Raw genomic sequence first — 16,900 nt, 5'->3', positions numbered from 1 at the left:
GTCAGTTGGATGCGTGATGTTCTCACATAGCCAACTGCCAGCGATCCGCGCAAGGGAGCATAGAAGCGACCGATGTGAAAAGCGGAATATGCACGCACATTGCATAAGCATCCGCGCCAGTCATGCAGCATTTTTTTCTTGGAGAAGAAGTGGTGCCCGGAGGCGGATTCGAACCACCGACACGCGGATTTTCAATCCGCTGCTCTACCAACTGAGCTATCCGGGCATCCTGTAGCAAGCGCTTGGTCTTGCCGTGTGGCGGTGTTGGTGTCCGCCGGAAGTGGGTGGGTTATAGCATTAAATTTCGCGCTGTCCAGCACCGTATCGCATTTTTTATGCGCTTTTCTCACAGTTTCTCTAATGAATTGATTTCACAAGAGAAAAAGCGTCAAAAAGCCTAATTCTCGCCCTCGTCCTCTTCGCCCAGAGGCTTGCCGGGGATGACATAGCTTCCCGAAAGCCAGCGATTGAGATCGATGCTTTTGCAGCGCGGCGAACAGAAGGGATAGCTGTCACGCGCCGAAGGCTTGCCGCATTCCGGGCAAGGGCGTGTCGGGCGCAGCGGCGTCACGCGGGCGCCAGCTGCTGCGGATATGTCCTTCTTGCCGTTCATGGCTTAAACCTTAAACTTTTCCGGTGCTCCAGTTGGCATAGACCGGATAATCACCGTCAGCCAGCAGGCTTACGGTTTCCTGGAGCGGCAGGCCGACCACATTGCTGTAGGAGCCAACCAGTTTGACGACAAAGCTGCCTGCAAGGCCCTGTATGGCGTAGCCGCCAGCCTTACCGCGCCACTCCCCTGAAGAGAGATAGGCGTCAATCTGCTGGCGCGACAGGCGCTCGAAGCGCAGGCGCGTTTCCACCAGGGTCTGGCGCAGATTGCCATTCGGCAAAATGAGGCAAACGCCCGTGAAAACCTTATGAGTACGGCCCGACAAAAGACGCAGACATTCACGCGCCTCATCGGCGGTTTCCGCCTTGGGCAGAATGCGCCGCCCGACCGCGACGACCGTATCGGCCGCGAGCAGGTAGGGCTTGGCGAAATTGGCGTCGCTCTTCAGCTGCGCCAGCGCCGCTTCGGCCTTTTCACGCGACAGACGGCGCGCCAGCGAGCGCGGATGCTCGCTACGCTGCGGCGTCTCGTCTATGTCGGCAGGCTGGATATGATCCGGCTCGATACCGGCCTGCCCCAGCAGTTCAATCCTGCGAGGAGACCCGGAAGCCAGAACCAGCTTGTGTTGCGCAACTGTCGTCAAGAACACCCCCGAAACGGCTGCCCGTGCGTGATAAGCTTACTTGAAGCGGTAGGTGATGCGACCCTTGGTCAGATCGTAAGGGGTCATTTCGACCAGAACCTTGTCACCAGCCAGAACGCGGATGCGGTTCTTACGCATACGGCCAGCCGTATGAGCGATGATTTCATGTTCATTTTCGAGCTTCACGCGGAACATTGCATTCGGCAGCAATTCCGTAACAACACCCGGAAATTCGAGGACTTCTTCTTTCGCCATGCGATACCTGTTTCTTTCTTCGATAAAAAGCGTCCGAAAATGGACTCTGATCCTAAATTTGGCCGGAACCTATATGATTAGGCGGCATTTGTGAACAACGGAATTCCGTGAACTTATTTCGGGCTGAAACGCTGCAAAATCTGCGTCTTCAAACGATCCCGCACATCGCGATAAGCATTCATGATCTGCTCGCGGCTGCCGGTGACCAGCGTGGGGTCCGGCGTGGGCCAATATTCCACATCCACGGAGAAACCGCGCATGCGCTCCAGCACCGTATGGTGGGCAAGTGGTGTCAGCGTCACGATGAGGTCGAAATAGCCGTCGGCCAGTTCTTCAATGCCCCGCGGCTGGCGGTCGTCGAGCGAAAGCCCCTCTTCCGAAAGCACGGCATCCACGAATGGATCACGTTCACCGCGTTTCACACCTGCGGAAGCCACATATATATTGGGTGGCAGCAGCTTTCTTGCAAGAAGCTCGGCCATCGGCGAGCGGATCGCGTTCTTGCCGCAGACGAAAAGCAGGGATGACGGCAGTTTATGTTTCGGGCCCACATCGCCCTCTCCATCATCCTGCGCGCTCACGACATCAACAGCGACCATGCAGGCTCAACCTCGCCAATGCAGCACGCAGACAAGCGTGAACAGCCGCCGCGCCGTGTCGAAATCGACTTCGATCTTGCCCTTCAGCCGCGCCTGCAAGGTTTGCGACCCTTCATTGTGCAGCCCGCGCCTGCCCATATCGATGGCTTCGATCTTGCTTGGCGTGGCCGACCGGATTGCCTGATAATAGCTTTCGCAGACCATGAAATAGTCGCGCACCACGCGGCGCAGCGGTGTGAGCGACAATATATGCGTCGCCACACCGTCCCCGCTTTCACGGCTGATGGCAAAGATCAGCCGCGTTTCCATCAGCGAGAGTTTCAGCCGGTAGGGACCGCCGGTCTCGTCGCCAATCGGATGAAAGGAATTCTCCTCGATCAGATCGAAAATCGCGACCGCGCGTTCATGCTCGACGTCAGGCGTCGACCGCCCGATGGATTCATCGAGTTCGACATCAACAAGACGGGCATTGGGAACGCCAGCGGTCATGATGCCTCATAGATTGAGCCGGATGGCGACAGACTTGGCGTGTGCGTCGAGACCCTCGGCACGCGCGATTTCAATGGCCGCAGGGCCGAGCACCCGCAACTGGTCCGGACCGAGCTTCAGAAGCGAGGTGCGCTTCATGTAATCAAGCACGTTCAGGCCCGACGAGAACCGGGCCGAGCGCGCGGTCGGCAGGACGTGATTGCAGCCGCCCACATAATCGCCGATCACTTCCGGCGTGTGTGCGCCGATGAAAATGGAGCCGGCATTGCGGATCTTCGGCAGCAGCGCTTCAGGATCAGCAACGGCGATTTCCAGATGTTCGGCAGCAATTCGGTTGGCGAGCGGAATCGCCGCTTCGAAATCATCGACCAGAATGACCGCGCCGAAATCGCGCCAGCTTGCCGTGGCAGTCTGCGCGCGCGGCAGCGTAAGCAACTGACGCTCGACTGCCGCTTCCACATCCTTCGCCAGCGCTTCGTCATTGGTCATGAGAATGGATTGCGCGGCGGTATCATGCTCTGCCTGCGCCAGCAGATCGGCAGCAATCCAGTCCGGATTGTTGTCCTTGTCGGCAATCACCAGAACTTCCGACGGACCAGCGATCATATCGATACCGACGATACCGAACACAATGCGCTTGGCCGCCGCGACATAGGCATTGCCGGGGCCGACAATCTTGGCGACCGGCTTGATGGTTTCTGTGCCATAGGCAAGCGCTGCAACAGCCTGTGCGCCGCCGACGCGATAGATTTCCGAAACACCTGCCAGACGGGCCGCGACCAGAACCAGCGGATTGAGAATACCGTCAGGTGCTGGAACAACCATCACGATGCGCTCGACACCCGCCACCTTGGCAGGCACGGCATTCATCAGGACCGAGCTTGGATAGCTGGCCGTGCCGCCCGGCACATAAAGGCCGACTGCCTCGATTGCCGTCCAGCGCGAACCAAGTTCAACGCCGAGCGCATCGGTGTAACGGTCGTCCTTGGGCAATTGCCGCGCATGGTGGCTTTCAATGCGCTCATGCGCCAGTTTCAGCGCCTCAACGGTGGATGCGGGTGCAACCTTAAAAGCTGCATCAATTTCAGCTTCCGTGACGGCGATGCCAGTCTTTTCCAGATCGATACGGTCGAAACGGCGCGAATAGTCGATCAGGGCCGCATCGCCTTCGAGGCGCACGCGCTCAACGATTTCGCGGGCCGCGCGGTCTACGTCAGCCGAAACTTCGCGCTTGCCGGACAGAAAGGCCGCGAATTGCTTTTCGAAGTTCGGATCGGTTTGTCTGAGCGTCGTGACCACGCTTGTATTCCTTTAAATAGTCCAGATAAGAGCAACCGCCCGCGTGACAGCAGACGCGATGCATGGAAGGTTCATCTCATACGCCGTGACGCGGGAGCGATTCCGTTTCCCAGGCCGCGCCCAGATCCGTCAGCTGTGCTTCGATGCATTCCACCGAAAGACGGATAGCGGCATTTGCCGAGAATGTCAGTTCTATTGTGCCCGCAGGCGCTTCGCCGGGGACAAAACCGATCGTCAGCAGCGACAGGACGTCGTCCTGTTTCTGGCGGTCGATGCCAGTGGCCTTGGCGGCGGTGACGCGGTTGAAATGCAAAGCGGCGCGGCGGCGCTGATATTGCGGCTTGCGCAGGAATTTCGGACGCGCTTCTTCCCAGACGAAGCGGTTTGCCGTCAGAACGAAACGTTGTTCCTTGGCGATATATTGGAGGTCGGAAACTTTGAGAACCGCGTCCTGAAGATGGGCGGACAGGACCTGCAAATCCTCTTCATCCAACGCCACAAGCTTCAACATATCCATGGTCCGCACCGACTTCCTGTCATGTTCAAAACAACCGCCCCACGCCGCATCCAGATCGACGACATGGGTGGTTCACGAAGCAACTTTGCTCAATAGTTTGAGACAACTTTGCCCAATAACTTTACATGTCGGCAGAAAAAAATCGACAGGCTTTTCAAGCCTGTGATCAATCAGCGTGACAGAATGAAAAAGCCGGAACCTGGATTAGATCGCGTTTCGATCCGATTGCATCGGATCAGCGCTCTAATCCTTTACTCCAACGCGCATCTTATCCGAAAACCGTTTCACACTTTTCGGGATGCACTCAAAGTTCCGGCCCTTACCGATTATCCGCTAATGCGTTCGACATTCGCGCCGCAACGCGAAAGCTTTTCTTCCAGACGCTCGAACCCGCGATCCAGATGATAGACGCGGTTGACGACGGTTTCGCCTTCGGCGGCAAGGCCCGCAATAACCAGCGAGACCGATGCGCGCAGATCGGTTGCCATGACCTGAGCACCCTTGAGGCGTTCCACGCCCTCAACGGTCGCGGTCTGGCCGGACAACGAAATTTTCGCGCCAAGACGCGCCAGTTCCTGCACATGCATGAAACGATTTTCGAAGATCGTCTCGGTGATGTGCGACGTGCCCTTGGCCTTGGTCATCAGGCCCATGAACTGTGCCTGAAGGTCAGTCGGGAAGCCCGGGAACGGATCGGTCGTGACATCTACCGGATGGATGCCATGTCCGTTGCGCACAACGCGCAGGCCGCTATTGGTCTCGGTGATTTCCGCACCGGCCTGACGCAGCGTATCGAGCGCCGACGAAAGCAAGCTTTCCTGTGCACCTTCGAGCAGCACGTCACCGCCGGTCATGGCGACAGCCATTGCATAGGTGCCGGTTTCGATGCGGTCAGGAATGACGCGAACGCGCGCGCCGGAAAGGCTGGTCACGCCCTGCACATGGATGGTGCCGGTGCCTGCACCGGTAATCTTTGCGCCCATTGCATTGAGGCAATCGGCAAGATTGACGACTTCCGGCTCACGGGCCGGGTTCTCGATGATCGTTTCACCCTTGGCGAGAGCAGCGGCCATCAGCATGACATGCGTTGCGCCGACCGACACTTTCGGGAAGCGGTAGCGACCACCGACAAGACCGCCCTTCGGCGCGCGCGCCTTGGCATAGCCGTTTTCGATGTCAATTTCGGCGCCCAGCGCCTGAAGGCAATCGAGCAGCAGATCAACTGGGCGCGTACCGATGGCGCAGCCGCCTGGCAGCGACACGGTTGCTTCGCCCATGCGCGCCAGAAGCGGGCCAATCACCCAGAAGCTTGCGCGCATTTTCGAGACAAGCTCATAAGGCGCAGTGGTATCGACGATGTTGCGAGCCGTAAAATGGATGGTGCGGGAATAAGCGCCGTTCTGATGTTCGCGGCGGCCATTGACCGAATAATCGACGCCATGATTGCTGAGGATGCGGATCAGCTGCTCGACATCGGCCAGATGCGGCACATTTTCGAGCGTCAGCGTATCGTCGGTCAGGAGAGAAGCGATCATCAGGGGCAAAGCGGCATTTTTTGCGCCCGAGATCGGAATGATTCCATTCAGCTTATTACCGCCGACGATTTTGATGCGATCCATGCTGTTTCCCCTTCTGGGCCGGGGCTTGCCCCCGGTAATCGATTTGAAGCCGTTGGAACGCGTTTCGATCGGGATAATCGGATCAGCATTCCAACTGTTTGTTTTTAAGCACATCTTGCCCGAAAACCGGTTCACCCTTTTCGGGATGTGCTGTTGCTGCTGCCTGAGCGGCGCGGCGGCGATACTGACAAAATGACGAGTCTTGCGGCGGAATTACGTTCAAACGCGAATCGCTTTCGAACGACAATGGCAACCGAGAACAGAAATGCGCTTTTACCTTAGCCGACGTCTCTCTTCAAGAAAGGCCTATTCGGTTTCTTCGCCCGCAGTGGAAATGCCGTCATTGCGCTCATCCGCTTCGCCGGAGCGTCGCGAGCGCGACTGTTCCTTGCGGCGCATCAGATTCGCGCGCAGCTGATCGGCCAGCCGCTTTTTTTGACGGTCCAGCTGGTTTTGTCGTTCCTGATTGATCGGTTTTTCACTCATAAGCCGTGTCTACTACGAGAAAAAGCGCCAGAAAAGCGGCATGATGCGCAGCTATACGCAGATTTCCACATTATGTGAAAAGAAATGCATTTGGTCGCTTGCGATTTGCGTAATGATGTGTCAGAAGTCCGCCGCACTCAAGAGAATGCTGCGGTAGCTCAGTGGTAGAGCACTCCATTGGTAATGGAGAGGTCGAGAGTTCAATCCTCTCTCGCAGCACCAGTCATCTCTTTGAACGCGCACGATTTCCCGCAAAATTGCACGCCTGAACAACCTTCTTGTAAAAGAGGGCTTTATGCGCATTTGCGTCTGCGCCTCCCTCACATTTTTCTATAAACGGCATCCGCGCATGCAATAGAACGCCATATGCGGAATGACCGTTTTGGGAGCTATGCGCCCTCGAAACCTGCCCTATCTCTCACCTCAGCGCTTCCGTCCTAGCTTTTAGAACGGTGGCACGCACGACCCTGCGGAAGATAACGAGGTGATTTTGAATGAAGAAGGCAAGATTTCCCGATTCACAAAGTGACAAGCCATTCAAGGTCGAAAACGACACCACGTCCGGCTATTGGAGCCACACCCCTGAAAATACACTCCCGCCGCCGGATATGATGGGCGCCTATATGCGCAACCGTCCTGTACCGTCCAAAGCCGTGAAGGGTCGCAAGGCCTGGATCATCGGCAGTGGGATCGCGGGCCTTTCTGCGGCGTTCTATCTGATCCGCGATGGCGGCATGAAAGGCGAAGACATCACCATTCTCGATGCCATGCAGATCGAGGGCGGGTCGCTGGATGGCGCGGGAAACCCCGAAGATGGCTATATCATCCGCGGCGGCCGCGAAATGAACTGGAACTACGACAATCTGTGGGACATGTTCCAGGACGTGCAGGCGCTTGAGCTTCCGGAAGGATATAGCGTCCTCGATGAATACCGGCTCCTCAATGACAACGACCCGAATTTTTCCAAAGCCCGGCTGATGCACCAGCGCGGAAAGATTCGCGACTTTTCCACCTTGGGCCTGTCCCGCTCTCAGCAGTGGGAATTGATCCGGCTTCTGCTCAAGCGCAAGGAAGAGCTGAACGACATCACCATTGAGCAGTATTTCAGCGCAGGGTTTCTGGAGACCAATTTCTGGTATCTGTGGCGGTCCATGTTCGCTTTCGAGAACTGGCAAAGCCTGCTTGAAATGAAGCTCTATATGCACCGTTTTCTGGATGCGCTCGACGGTCTTCATGACATGTCGGCATTGGTGTTTCCGAAATATAACCAATATGACAGCTTCGTCCGTCCCCTCGTCGCGCATTTGCAGAAAGCGGGCGTAAGGGTCCAGTTCGGCACGCGCAGCTACGATCTCGATATGAGCGTGGATGGTGATGCACGCACGGTTACCGGCATCAAGGTCAAGGTTGACGGCAAGGACAAGACAATCGCGGTCGGTCCGCATGATCTTGTCTTCGCGCTTACCGGCTCGATGACCGAGGGCACCGCCTACGGCGATATGAACACCGCCCCTGTGCTCGAACGAGGACGACATGATCCGGGCGATGAAAGCGACTGGGCGCTCTGGAAAAACCTCGCCAAGAAATCGCCGATATTCGGCAAGCCGGATAAGTTCTATGGCGATATCGACAAGTCGATGTGGGAATCCGTCACGTTAACCTGCAAGCCGTCGCCGCTCATCGACAAGCTGAAGGAACTGTCTGTCAACGATCCCTATTCCGGAAGAACCGTAACCGGCGGCATCATCACCTTTACGGATTCCAACTGGGTTTTGAGCTTCACCTGCAATCGCCAGCCGCATTTCCCCGACCAGCCGGACGATGTGCTGGTGCTCTGGGTTTATGCCCTGTTGATGGACAAGGACGGCAACTATATCAAGAAGCCTATGCCGGCCTGTACGGGCCGCGAGATCATTGCCGAGCTTTGCTATCACCTCGGCATCGAGGGCCAGGTCGACGCCGTCGTGGCAAACACCAAAGCGCGCCTGGCGTTGATGCCCTATATCACCGCGATGTTCATGCCGCGCGCAGCCGGGGATCGGCCCCATGTCGTGCCCGCTGGCTGCACCAATCTGGCGTTGATGGGCCAGTTTGTGGAAACCTCGAACGATATCATTTTCACCATGGACAGTTCGATCCGCACGGCACGCGTGGGCGTCTATACGCTGCTCGGCCTGCACAAGCAGGTGCCTGATATCAGCCCCGTGCAATATGATATCCGCACCTTGTTGAAGGCCGCCCGCGCGCTCAACAATGACGAGCCGTTTATCGGCGAGCGCCTGCTGCACCGGCTGCTGGCCAAAACCTACTTCGCGCATATCCTGCCGCCGCTGCCGGAGGCTGACACCACGACGCGCGAAAGAGCGGAAAGCGAACTGATCGAGCTGTTGGGCAAAGGTGGAAGCGCCGTCGGCAACGTGTTCGGCTGGCTGGAAAAGATACGCGGCAACTTCCTATCGCGGGACAGGCGTGAGTGAGCCGGTACTCCACCGGTGCATTAAGCAAAAGCGCGGCGGGCAAACAAGCTTGCCACGCTTTCCGATCTTGATGATTATTGAAGACCTAAAACACAAACGGAATTGCGATACCTGCAGCGGCGGAGAACATTATGCAGGCACCAATATTCGCCCACCATCTTCTTCTGTTTCATCTGGTTGATTTCGCAAATTTTCCCTGAAAAGTGATCTTCTATTGTCACCGCTTTATGCGATAGCATTTTAGCGCATTCTTACGCGTTGCTCTTTTCATCAGATGGTCGGGGACCGTTGACGCAACATTTCGCGTCCAGCCTTCGGTTAAACGGGGAAACCCAGGAGAGGATATTCTATGCTGTGGACCTTGTTCGGCGTTCTTTCGGGTGCCTGCATTGCCATTCAGGCGCCGATCAATGCAGCACTTGCGCGCGGACTTGGTTCCCCACCGACCGCTGCCGCAATTTCGTTTCTTGCGGGCGCGGTCATTCTCGCCATCGTCTCTGCCGTCACCGCCAAGGCGACCGGTAACCTTCCAGCGTTCAACGTTCCGGCAGGCTGGCTGTTTGTTGCGGGCGGTGCGCTTGGCTGCATTTATGTCACGGCATCCATCCTGCTGACGCCACGCATTGGAGCGGCAGCGGTGATGGGCCTCGCTGTGGCCGGTCAGCTGATGGCCGGATTGCTCGCCGACCGCATCGGCTTCATGGGCGTTGCGGTGCGAGAGATCACCGCAGGACGCGTTGCGGGAGCCGTATTGCTGCTCACTGGCGCGTTGATGATCCGTTTTCTCTAGATAACCGGAAAAGAAAACGCCGAGCTGTTAAGCACGGCGTTTTCGTGTTCGATAGGGTGCTGAAACCGGCTCAGCCCTTGAACGTATAGTCCGCAATCGACTGCGGCTTCATCTCGATGGAGAAGCCCGGCAGTGACGGCGGCATATAGGCTGCGTCCTTGATCACGCATGGGTCGATGAAGTGCTCGTGCAGATGATCGACATATTCGATCACACGGCCTTCCTTGGTGCCCGAAACGGCCACATAGTCGATCATCGACAGATGCTGCACATATTCGCACAGGCCAACGCCGCCCGCATGCGGCCAGACCGGCTTGCCGAACTTGGCAGCCATCAGCAGCACGGCCAGAACTTCGTTCAGGCCGCCCATGCGGCAGCTGTCGATCTGGACGATGTCGATAGCGCCTTCTGCGATGAACTGCTTGAACATGATACGGTTCTGGCACATTTCACCAGTTGCGACCTTCACGTCGCCAATGGCTTCGCGAATCTTGCGATGGCCTGCCACATCGTCCGGGCTGGTCGGCTCTTCAATGAAGAACGGCTTCGAGAAGGCCAGCTTGTTGACCCATTCGATGGCCTGATCGACTTCCCAGACCTGATTGGCGTCGATCATCAGATAACGGTCGGGACCGATCACTTCGCGGGCGATGGTCAGGCGACGGATATCGTCTTCGAGATCGCGGCCGACCTTCATCTTGACGTGGTCGAAACCTTCATCGATGGCTTCCTGGCAAAGACGGCGCAGCTTGTCGTCGTCATAGCCGAGCCAGCCAGCCGACGTCGTGTAGCAGGCATAGCCTTCCGCTTCGAGCGTGGCGATACGCTCTGCCTTGCCAGCTTCCGCCTTGCGGAGGATCGCAAGAGCCTCGTCACGCGTCAGCGCATCGGTGAGATAGCGATAATCGACGATATCGGCGATTTCTTCCGGCGACATATCGGCCACGAGTCGCCATACCGGCTTGCCCGCCTGCTTTGCAGCGAGGTCCCAGAAAGCGTTGACGACAGCGCCGGTGGCGAGATGCATCGCGCCCTTGTCCGGGCCGATCCAGCGCAGCTGGCTGTCGCCGGTCAGGTAGCGCCAGAACTTGCCGGGTGCCGCGAGGAAATCATCCATCGAGGAGCCGACAACCAGATGACGCATGGCGAGAATCGCCTGACAGCAAATGTCGTTGCCGCGTCCGATGGTGAAGGTAAGGCCGTGGCCCTTCAGCGACGCATCATCCGTATCGAGGATGACATAAGCCGCCGAATAATCCGGGTCCGGGTTCATGGCATCCGAACCGTCCAGACTTTGCGAAGTCGGGAAACGCAGATCGAAGACGCGCAGGTCAGTGATTTTCGTCATGATTTATCCGTGATCAGGGCATGATCCCAAAACATGGGAACGGTCTTGGGATCATGCATAAACAAAAGCCTAGATGTCAGCGCGCACGTTCTGCTTCTGCGTGCCAAGGCCTTCAATGCCGAGTTCGACGACATCGCCAGCCTTGAGATAGCGAGGCGGCTTCATGCCCATGCCGACGCCGGGAGGCGTGCCGGTGGAGATGATGTCGCCCGGCTGCAGGGACATGAACTGCGAGAGATAGGAAACGAGATGGCGAACGCCGTAGACCATGGTCTTGGTCGAACCGTCCTGCATGGTTTCACCATTGAGGGTGAGCCACATTTTCAGGTTCTGCGGGTCGGCGACTTCGTCTTTCGTCACCAGCCATGGGCCGGTCGGGCCGAACGTGTCGCAGGACTTGCCCTTGGTCCACTGGCCAGCGCGTTCGATCTGGAAAGCGCGTTCGGAAACGTCATGCAGCGTGCAGTAACCGGCAACGTAGTCCAGCGCATCGTCTTCCGAGACGTATTTCGCGGTCTTGCCGATCACGATACCGAGTTCAACTTCCCAGTCGGTCTTTTCCGAGCCGCGCGGGATGAGGACGTCGTCATTCGGGCCGACGATAGCCGAAGTGGCCTTCATGAAGATAACCGGCTCAGGTGGCACAGCCATGCCGGATTCTGCGGCGTGGTCGGCATAGTTGAGGCCGATGCAGATGAACTTGCCGGTGCCTGCAACGCAAGGACCAAGGCGCGGATTGCCTTCAACCTTCGGCAGCGAGTTGACGTCGACGGCGCCAAGCTTGGCCAGCGCATCGGGGGCCAGAGCCGCACCGGAAAGGTCGCTTACATGCGCGGAGAGATCGCGGATCGCACCATCGGCATCGAGAATGCCCGGCTTTTCCTGACCAGCTTCACCGTAACGAAGAAATTTCATGATTTTGCTCCTTTGGGGGGATAGTCGCAGCCTGACTTAGATCGTCCAGCCGCCATCGATATTGTAAGCCTGACCGGTCGTGTAGGTTGCACCGGCGAGATAAACGGCGAGATCGGCAATCTCTTCCGGCTGACCGATGCGGCCAATCGGCTGACGAGCGATAAACGCCGCGCGCTGTTCTTCATAATCGCCCTGCGAACGCAGACGGTCCTGCAAGGATGGGCTTTCGACCGTGCCGGGGCAGATCGCGTTGCAGCGGATGCCCTTGGCGACATAATCGGCAGCGACGGCCTTGGTGAGACCGATAACGGCAGCCTTCGTGACACCATAGGCGAAACGGTTCGGCACGCCCTTCACGCTCGATGCGACGGAAGCCATGTTGACGATGGCGCCGTCCTTGCGTTCCAGCATGCCCGGCAGCACGGCGCGGATGGTGCGGATCATCGCCTTGACGTTGAGATTGACGGCGAAGTCGAGGTCTTCATCCTTCATTTCAAGAATGGAGCCGCCATGGACGACGCCTGCACAGTTGAACAGGATGTCCACCTGGCCGATCTCGGCTACAAGCGTGTTCACCTCAGCCTCGTCAAGCACGTTGAGCTTGCGGGTGATGATGCCGTTGACGCCTTCGATTTCCTTGAGCGCATCGGTGTTGATGTCGGTCGCATAGACCTTGGCGCCCGCTTCCGCGAAAGCCAGCGCGCTGGCGCGGCCAATCCCCTGAGCTGCGGCGGTTATCAGCGCGGTTTTTCCATCAAAGCGTATCGTCATTTTCAAGCCTTCCGTTCGACAAGCAGGATGTGATCGCAAGCGAGCACCACTTCATCCCGCTGATTAAGCACTTCGCAGCGTTCCGTCACGCGTCCCATAGTGGCGCGTTTGGGATCGTCTTCCTTGGCGCTGATCGTCACGCGTGTGCGGATCGTATCGCCGATATGCACCGGACGAATAAACCGCAGACGATCATAACCATAGGAAAAAGCAACCGGGTTGATCAGCGTCGCCGTAAGGCCGACGCCGATGGCAAAAATCATGGTGCCATGCGCAATGCGCTGGCCGCCCGGCAAGGTCTTGGCAAATTCCGCATCCATATGATGCGGGAAGAAATCGCCCGTATGCCCGGCATGAACCACGAAATCGGTTTCGGTGATGGTGCGGCCCGTGGTGAGGCGCACATGGTCCATTTCATAGTCTTCGTAGTAGATTATCTGCTCGGCCATGATCAGACCTCCGGTTTTGCGGCAAGCGGCGTGGCAGGCGCGGCGCTCGACTGATAGGCGGCCTCGACAAGCGCCATGGTGTGCCAGGCATCTTCGACAGAACCAACAAGCTCAGCATCTTCGCCTGTCGCGAAACGCTGCAACTGCGCCATACGATTGAGGAAAGCGTCCGGGAACCAGGCACCTTCGAGCGGCACGGAAACCCAGTCATCACCGCCCTTGGGCTTGATCCAGAGTTCGTCAGGCTCGCCGCGCGGATAGTCGAGATTGACGCCCAGTTTCACATAGGCCGCACCCTCGGTACCACAAATGCGGAACTCGCAGGCCTGAAACTTGCGGCCGAAATCATGGTCATGATTGACCGAAAGCGCACAACGGACACGGTCGCCATAATCGAGGATTGCGGCGGTGCGGGTCTGGGCAACTTCATGGTTCGGATGGCCAATGGTCTTGGCGTGAACACCGAGCGGATTGCCGAGCAGACCGCGGATGAAATCCAGATAATGGATCGAATGCATGGCGATCTCGATGCGCGGCAGACCTTTCAGGAACGGCCACAGACCCCATGGCGTGGCAAGCGCCAGCCATGCGTCGAAATCCACCACTTCGCCAAGCAGACCCTTATCGACGGCGTCGTAAAGAGCGAGCATCATCGGCGCGAAACGCAGCTGGAAATTCACCGCCGCTTTCAGATTGCGCGCGCGGCAGACCTTCAGGATCTCTGTTGCTGCTGCAAGGTCGCTGCCCATCGGCTTCTGGATCAGAACAGCCGCACCTTTCGGCAATTGCGACAGGATCGCTGCATGGGCTGATGGCGGCGTGGCCAGATCGAAAATCGCACCTTCGACGGCAAGAGCTTCCTCAGCACTGGCAAAAGCCTTGATGCCCCATTGATCGGCAAGCTCTTTAGCCTTGTCCAGATTGGGATCGAAAATACCTGCAACCGGAAAGCCGCCCTTCTTGTAGGCGGGCAGATGCGCGTCGCCGACAATGCTGCCCGCGCCAAAGATCACAATGGGCTTCGGCTTGGAGGGCTTGGCCCACCACTGACGCAGCTGCTTTGGATCGAAAGCCTCAGTCATGATGGAACACCTCTTCCATCATTGCCCACCACTCGCCCTCTTTGCGGGTCTCAAACGGCTTCTGGCATGGCATGCAGACGGACCACCATTCCTGATTTTTCGGGTTATCGGCCATCTTCTTCATGTCGGCGTCAAAGTCGGTGCCGACATAGTCCCATGTGCCGAACAACAGATTTTCCGGCTCTTTGAGAAAGATCGTATAGTTGGTGATGTTGCATTCCGAGATGAGCGCAAGAATTTCCGGCCACACGGCAGCGTGCAGCTTCTTATATTCTGCGATCTTCTCCGCATTGAGGCCAATCACCATGCCCATGCGCTGTTTTGCGGGAGACGTCATGCCGCCTCCGTGATCTCGCGGGTGAATTCCGAAATCGACCGGGCGCGCACTGCGTCCCAATCCCACTCGATGCCAATACCCGGCTCCGACGGTGCAATGGCGCGACCGTCGCGAATTTCCATGCCCTTGGTGGTGAGGTCGTCGAGCTGCGGAATATATTCGACATAGCGACCGTTCTGCACCGCGCAGACGAGGCTGACATGCAGCTCCATCAGGAAGTGCGGGCAGACCGGAATGTCGAATGTTTCCGCCGCATGGGCGACTTTCAGCCAAGGTGTGATGCCGCCGATGCGCGCCACGTCCACCTGTACGATGGAGCAAGCGCCCTTCTGCATATATTCGCGGAAATGGCGGATCGAATAGATGGATTCTCCAACCGCGATGGGCGTCGGGGTGGAGCGCGTCAGGCGGATATGACCGTCGAGATCGTCAGCTGGAAGCGGCTCCTCGATCCATGCCAGATCAAGCTCCTTCAGGCGCTCGGCGCGGCGAATGGCTTCGTCCACGGTAAAGCCCTGATTGCAATCGGTCATGATTTCGAAGCCGTCGCCAAGGGCCGCACGCACCGCGGACAGGCGCGCATAATCTTCAGAACCGTGCGGCTTGCCGATCTTTACCTTCGAGCCGGTGAAGCCCTTGGCCTTGGCCTGCAATGCATCCTCAACCAGCGCTTCTTTCTCGATATGCAGCCAGCCGCCTTCGGTCGTGTAGAGCGGGCAGCTTTCCTTGGCGCCGCCTGCAAGCTTCCAGAGCGGCAGACCCTGCTTCTTGGCGCGCAGATCCCAAAGCGCAGTATCGACTGCGGCCAGCGCCAGCGCAGTGATCGGGCCGATGGTGGTGGCATGGGTTGCGAATTCCAGCTTGCGCCAAATCGCTTCGATGCAATCGGCATCCTCACCGATGATCAGCGGCACGAGATGGTCGCTCAACAGGCGCATGACGGACGAACCGCCAGTGCCGATCGTATAGCTGTAACCCGTGCCGACCGCTCCATCGCTGTCGGTGATGGTGACAATCGGTGTTTCCTGGCTGACAAAGCTCTGGATTGCATCGGTGCGCTTGACCTTCGGCGGAAGGTCGACCATGCGCAGTTCAACTTTTTCAATACGCGCCATGGTCAGACCGCCAAAGTCTTGCCGGTTGCGGCATCGAAAAGATGCGCCTGCGACAGATCGAGTTGCATGGTGATGGTTTCGCCCGGTTGCAGGTGACGCGGGTTCAGCATGCGAGCCACCCACTCTTTGCCTGCGAATTCCACGAAGACCAGCGTTTCATTGCCGAGCGGCTCGGTGATCGACACGCGCATGTCTTTTTCGTGCACGGCTTCACTGGTGGAAATGCCGTGGCCTTTCGGGAAGACATCATCCGGACGCAGGCCGAATGTCACCTTGGTGCCGTCCTTGGCCTTGCCCCGGAACTGGGCAGGCAGCGGAAGGTGATCGCCATTGGCGAAGACCAGATCGTCGCCCGTCACCGTCGCCTCGCCCATATTCATCGGCGGGGAGCCGATGAAACCGGCAACGAACTGCGTTGCGGGGCGCTTGAAGACGTCATCCGGGGTTCCGGCCTGCTCGATATGGCCATCGCGCATGATGACGATGCGGTCGGCAAGCGTCATGGCTTCGACCTGATCATGCGTCACGTAAACGACCGTCGACTGCACCTTGGCATGCAGCTTCTTGATTTCAGTGCGCATCTGGGTGCGCAGTTTGGCGTCGAGGTTCGACAGCGGTTCGTCGAACAGGAACACTTCCGGATTGCGCACAATGGCGCGACCCATGGCGACGCGCTGGCGCTGGCCGCCGGAGAGCTGCGCCGGGCGGCGTTCCATCAGCGCTTCCAGACCGAGAATGGCCGAGGCTTCATTGACGCGACGGTCGATTTCCGTCTGCGGCTGCTTGGCGATCTTCAGCGAGAAACCCATGTTCTCGCGCACCGACATATGCGGATAAAGCGCATAGGACTGGAACACCATCGAGATGTTGCGGTCACGTGGCGGCAGATCGTTGACCACCTTGCCGCCGATTTCCAGCGTGCCGTCGGTGATGGATTCCAGACCCGCGATCATGCGCAGCGTCGTGGACTTGCCGCAGCCGGAAGGACCGACCAGCGCCACGAACTCCTTGTCCGCGATTTCGAGATTGATGCCATGCACCACGCCGACATTGCCGTAGCGCTTGACGAGATTTTTGATGGAAAGCTGAGCCATTG

At 57.9% G+C, this 16,900-nt stretch carries 19 protein-coding genes and 2 tRNA genes; 3 read left to right on the top strand and 18 right to left on the bottom strand.

Going from position 1 to position 16,900, the window contains the following annotated elements; all coding sequences use genetic code 11:
• Positions 1–150: 150 nt before the first annotated feature.
• The 10 genes from FHW03_RS02870 to FHW03_RS02825 form a co-directional block, all read right to left on the bottom strand.
• Positions 151–226 (bottom strand) — tRNA-Phe (locus tag FHW03_RS02870).
• A 171-nt stretch (positions 227–397) separates the two neighbouring features.
• Entirely contained in the window at positions 398–613 is a 216-nt protein-coding gene (gene yacG, locus FHW03_RS02865; RefSeq protein WP_182519259.1) for a DNA gyrase inhibitor YacG, read from the bottom strand.
• Between the two features lie 10 nt (positions 614–623).
• Entirely contained in the window at positions 624–1,256 is a 633-nt protein-coding gene (locus tag FHW03_RS02860) for a Maf-like protein (RefSeq protein WP_182519258.1), read from the bottom strand.
• Positions 1,257–1,292: 36 nt separating this feature from the next.
• Positions 1,293–1,511, bottom strand: coding sequence for a translation initiation factor IF-1 (gene infA, locus FHW03_RS02855; protein WP_002965531.1), 219 nt, complete (start codon positions 1,509–1,511; stop codon positions 1,293–1,295).
• A gap of 113 nt (positions 1,512–1,624) precedes the next feature.
• Positions 1,625–2,110, bottom strand: a complete 486-nt coding sequence (locus FHW03_RS02850; protein WP_377513952.1) for a low molecular weight phosphatase family protein — start codon at positions 2,108–2,110, stop codon at positions 1,625–1,627.
• A gap of 6 nt (positions 2,111–2,116) precedes the next feature.
• Positions 2,117–2,599 (bottom strand): UPF0262 family protein, encoded by a 483-nt coding sequence (locus tag FHW03_RS02845; protein ID WP_182519257.1) that lies wholly within the window; start codon positions 2,597–2,599, stop codon positions 2,117–2,119.
• A gap of 6 nt (positions 2,600–2,605) precedes the next feature.
• Entirely contained in the window at positions 2,606–3,898 is a 1,293-nt protein-coding gene (gene hisD, locus FHW03_RS02840; RefSeq protein WP_182519256.1) for a histidinol dehydrogenase, read from the bottom strand.
• A 76-nt stretch (positions 3,899–3,974) separates the two neighbouring features.
• On the bottom strand, positions 3,975–4,415 hold the full coding sequence (locus FHW03_RS02835) for a DUF2948 family protein (protein WP_140024409.1): 441 nt from the start codon (positions 4,413–4,415) through the stop codon (positions 3,975–3,977).
• Between the two features lie 326 nt (positions 4,416–4,741).
• Positions 4,742–6,034, bottom strand: a complete 1,293-nt coding sequence (gene murA / locus FHW03_RS02830; RefSeq protein WP_182519255.1) for a UDP-N-acetylglucosamine 1-carboxyvinyltransferase — start codon at positions 6,032–6,034, stop codon at positions 4,742–4,744.
• A 306-nt stretch (positions 6,035–6,340) separates the two neighbouring features.
• On the bottom strand, positions 6,341–6,520 hold the full coding sequence (locus tag FHW03_RS02825) for a hypothetical protein (RefSeq protein WP_182519254.1): 180 nt from the start codon (positions 6,518–6,520) through the stop codon (positions 6,341–6,343).
• Positions 6,521–6,667: 147 nt separating this feature from the next.
• On the opposite strand from FHW03_RS02825, the gene FHW03_RS02820 reads away from it, so the two are divergent.
• From FHW03_RS02820 to FHW03_RS02810, 3 genes are all read left to right on the top strand, one after another.
• A tRNA-Thr gene (locus FHW03_RS02820) sits at positions 6,668–6,742 on the top strand.
• A 272-nt stretch (positions 6,743–7,014) separates the two neighbouring features.
• Positions 7,015–8,997 carry an oleate hydratase gene (locus FHW03_RS02815; protein WP_182519253.1) on the top strand — a complete coding sequence of 661 codons (1,983 nt, stop codon included), beginning with the start codon at positions 7,015–7,017 and terminating at the stop codon, positions 8,995–8,997.
• A gap of 349 nt (positions 8,998–9,346) precedes the next feature.
• Positions 9,347–9,787: a DMT family transporter gene (locus tag FHW03_RS02810; protein ID WP_182519252.1), complete on the top strand. Its 441-nt coding sequence runs from the start codon at positions 9,347–9,349 to the stop codon at positions 9,785–9,787.
• A gap of 70 nt (positions 9,788–9,857) precedes the next feature.
• On the opposite strand, the gene FHW03_RS02805 is transcribed toward FHW03_RS02810, so the two are convergent.
• The 8 genes from FHW03_RS02805 to FHW03_RS02770 form a co-directional block, all read right to left on the bottom strand.
• Positions 9,858–11,135: an L-fuconate dehydratase gene (locus tag FHW03_RS02805; RefSeq protein WP_182519251.1), complete on the bottom strand. Its 1,278-nt coding sequence runs from the start codon at positions 11,133–11,135 to the stop codon at positions 9,858–9,860.
• Positions 11,136–11,204: 69 nt separating this feature from the next.
• A complete protein-coding gene (locus FHW03_RS02800) occupies positions 11,205–12,050 on the bottom strand; it encodes a fumarylacetoacetate hydrolase family protein (protein WP_182519250.1) in 846 nt (281 codons plus the stop codon).
• 36 nt (positions 12,051–12,086) lie between these two features.
• A complete protein-coding gene (locus FHW03_RS02795; RefSeq protein WP_078337860.1) occupies positions 12,087–12,821 on the bottom strand; it encodes an SDR family oxidoreductase in 735 nt (244 codons plus the stop codon).
• A gap of 2 nt (positions 12,822–12,823) precedes the next feature.
• A complete protein-coding gene (locus FHW03_RS02790; RefSeq protein ID WP_182519249.1) occupies positions 12,824–13,270 on the bottom strand; it encodes a MaoC/PaaZ C-terminal domain-containing protein in 447 nt (148 codons plus the stop codon).
• Positions 13,271–13,272: 2 nt separating this feature from the next.
• Complete coding sequence (locus FHW03_RS02785; RefSeq protein ID WP_182519248.1) at positions 13,273–14,352, bottom strand: Gfo/Idh/MocA family protein; 1,080 nt, start codon at positions 14,350–14,352, stop codon at positions 13,273–13,275.
• Positions 14,345–14,689: an L-rhamnose mutarotase gene (locus tag FHW03_RS02780; protein ID WP_182519247.1), complete on the bottom strand. Its 345-nt coding sequence runs from the start codon at positions 14,687–14,689 to the stop codon at positions 14,345–14,347. Before FHW03_RS02780 ends, FHW03_RS02785 begins: the two co-directional genes overlap by 8 nt.
• Positions 14,686–15,804: a mandelate racemase/muconate lactonizing enzyme family protein gene (locus FHW03_RS02775; protein WP_078337856.1), complete on the bottom strand. Its 1,119-nt coding sequence runs from the start codon at positions 15,802–15,804 to the stop codon at positions 14,686–14,688. The genes FHW03_RS02780 and FHW03_RS02775 overlap by 4 nt, the downstream gene beginning before the upstream one ends.
• A gap of 2 nt (positions 15,805–15,806) precedes the next feature.
• Positions 15,807–16,898 carry a sn-glycerol-3-phosphate ABC transporter ATP-binding protein UgpC gene (locus tag FHW03_RS02770; protein WP_182519246.1) on the bottom strand — a complete coding sequence of 364 codons (1,092 nt, stop codon included), beginning with the start codon at positions 16,896–16,898 and terminating at the stop codon, positions 15,807–15,809.
• Positions 16,899–16,900 lie beyond the last annotated feature (2 nt).

It is taken from the genome of Ochrobactrum sp. RH2CCR150, assembly GCA_014138095.1.
Classification (GTDB): domain Bacteria; phylum Pseudomonadota; class Alphaproteobacteria; order Rhizobiales; family Rhizobiaceae; genus Brucella; species Brucella gambitense.
The sequence above is the reverse complement of the archived record's forward strand: the minus strand, read 5'-3'. Positions and strand labels throughout refer to the sequence as shown.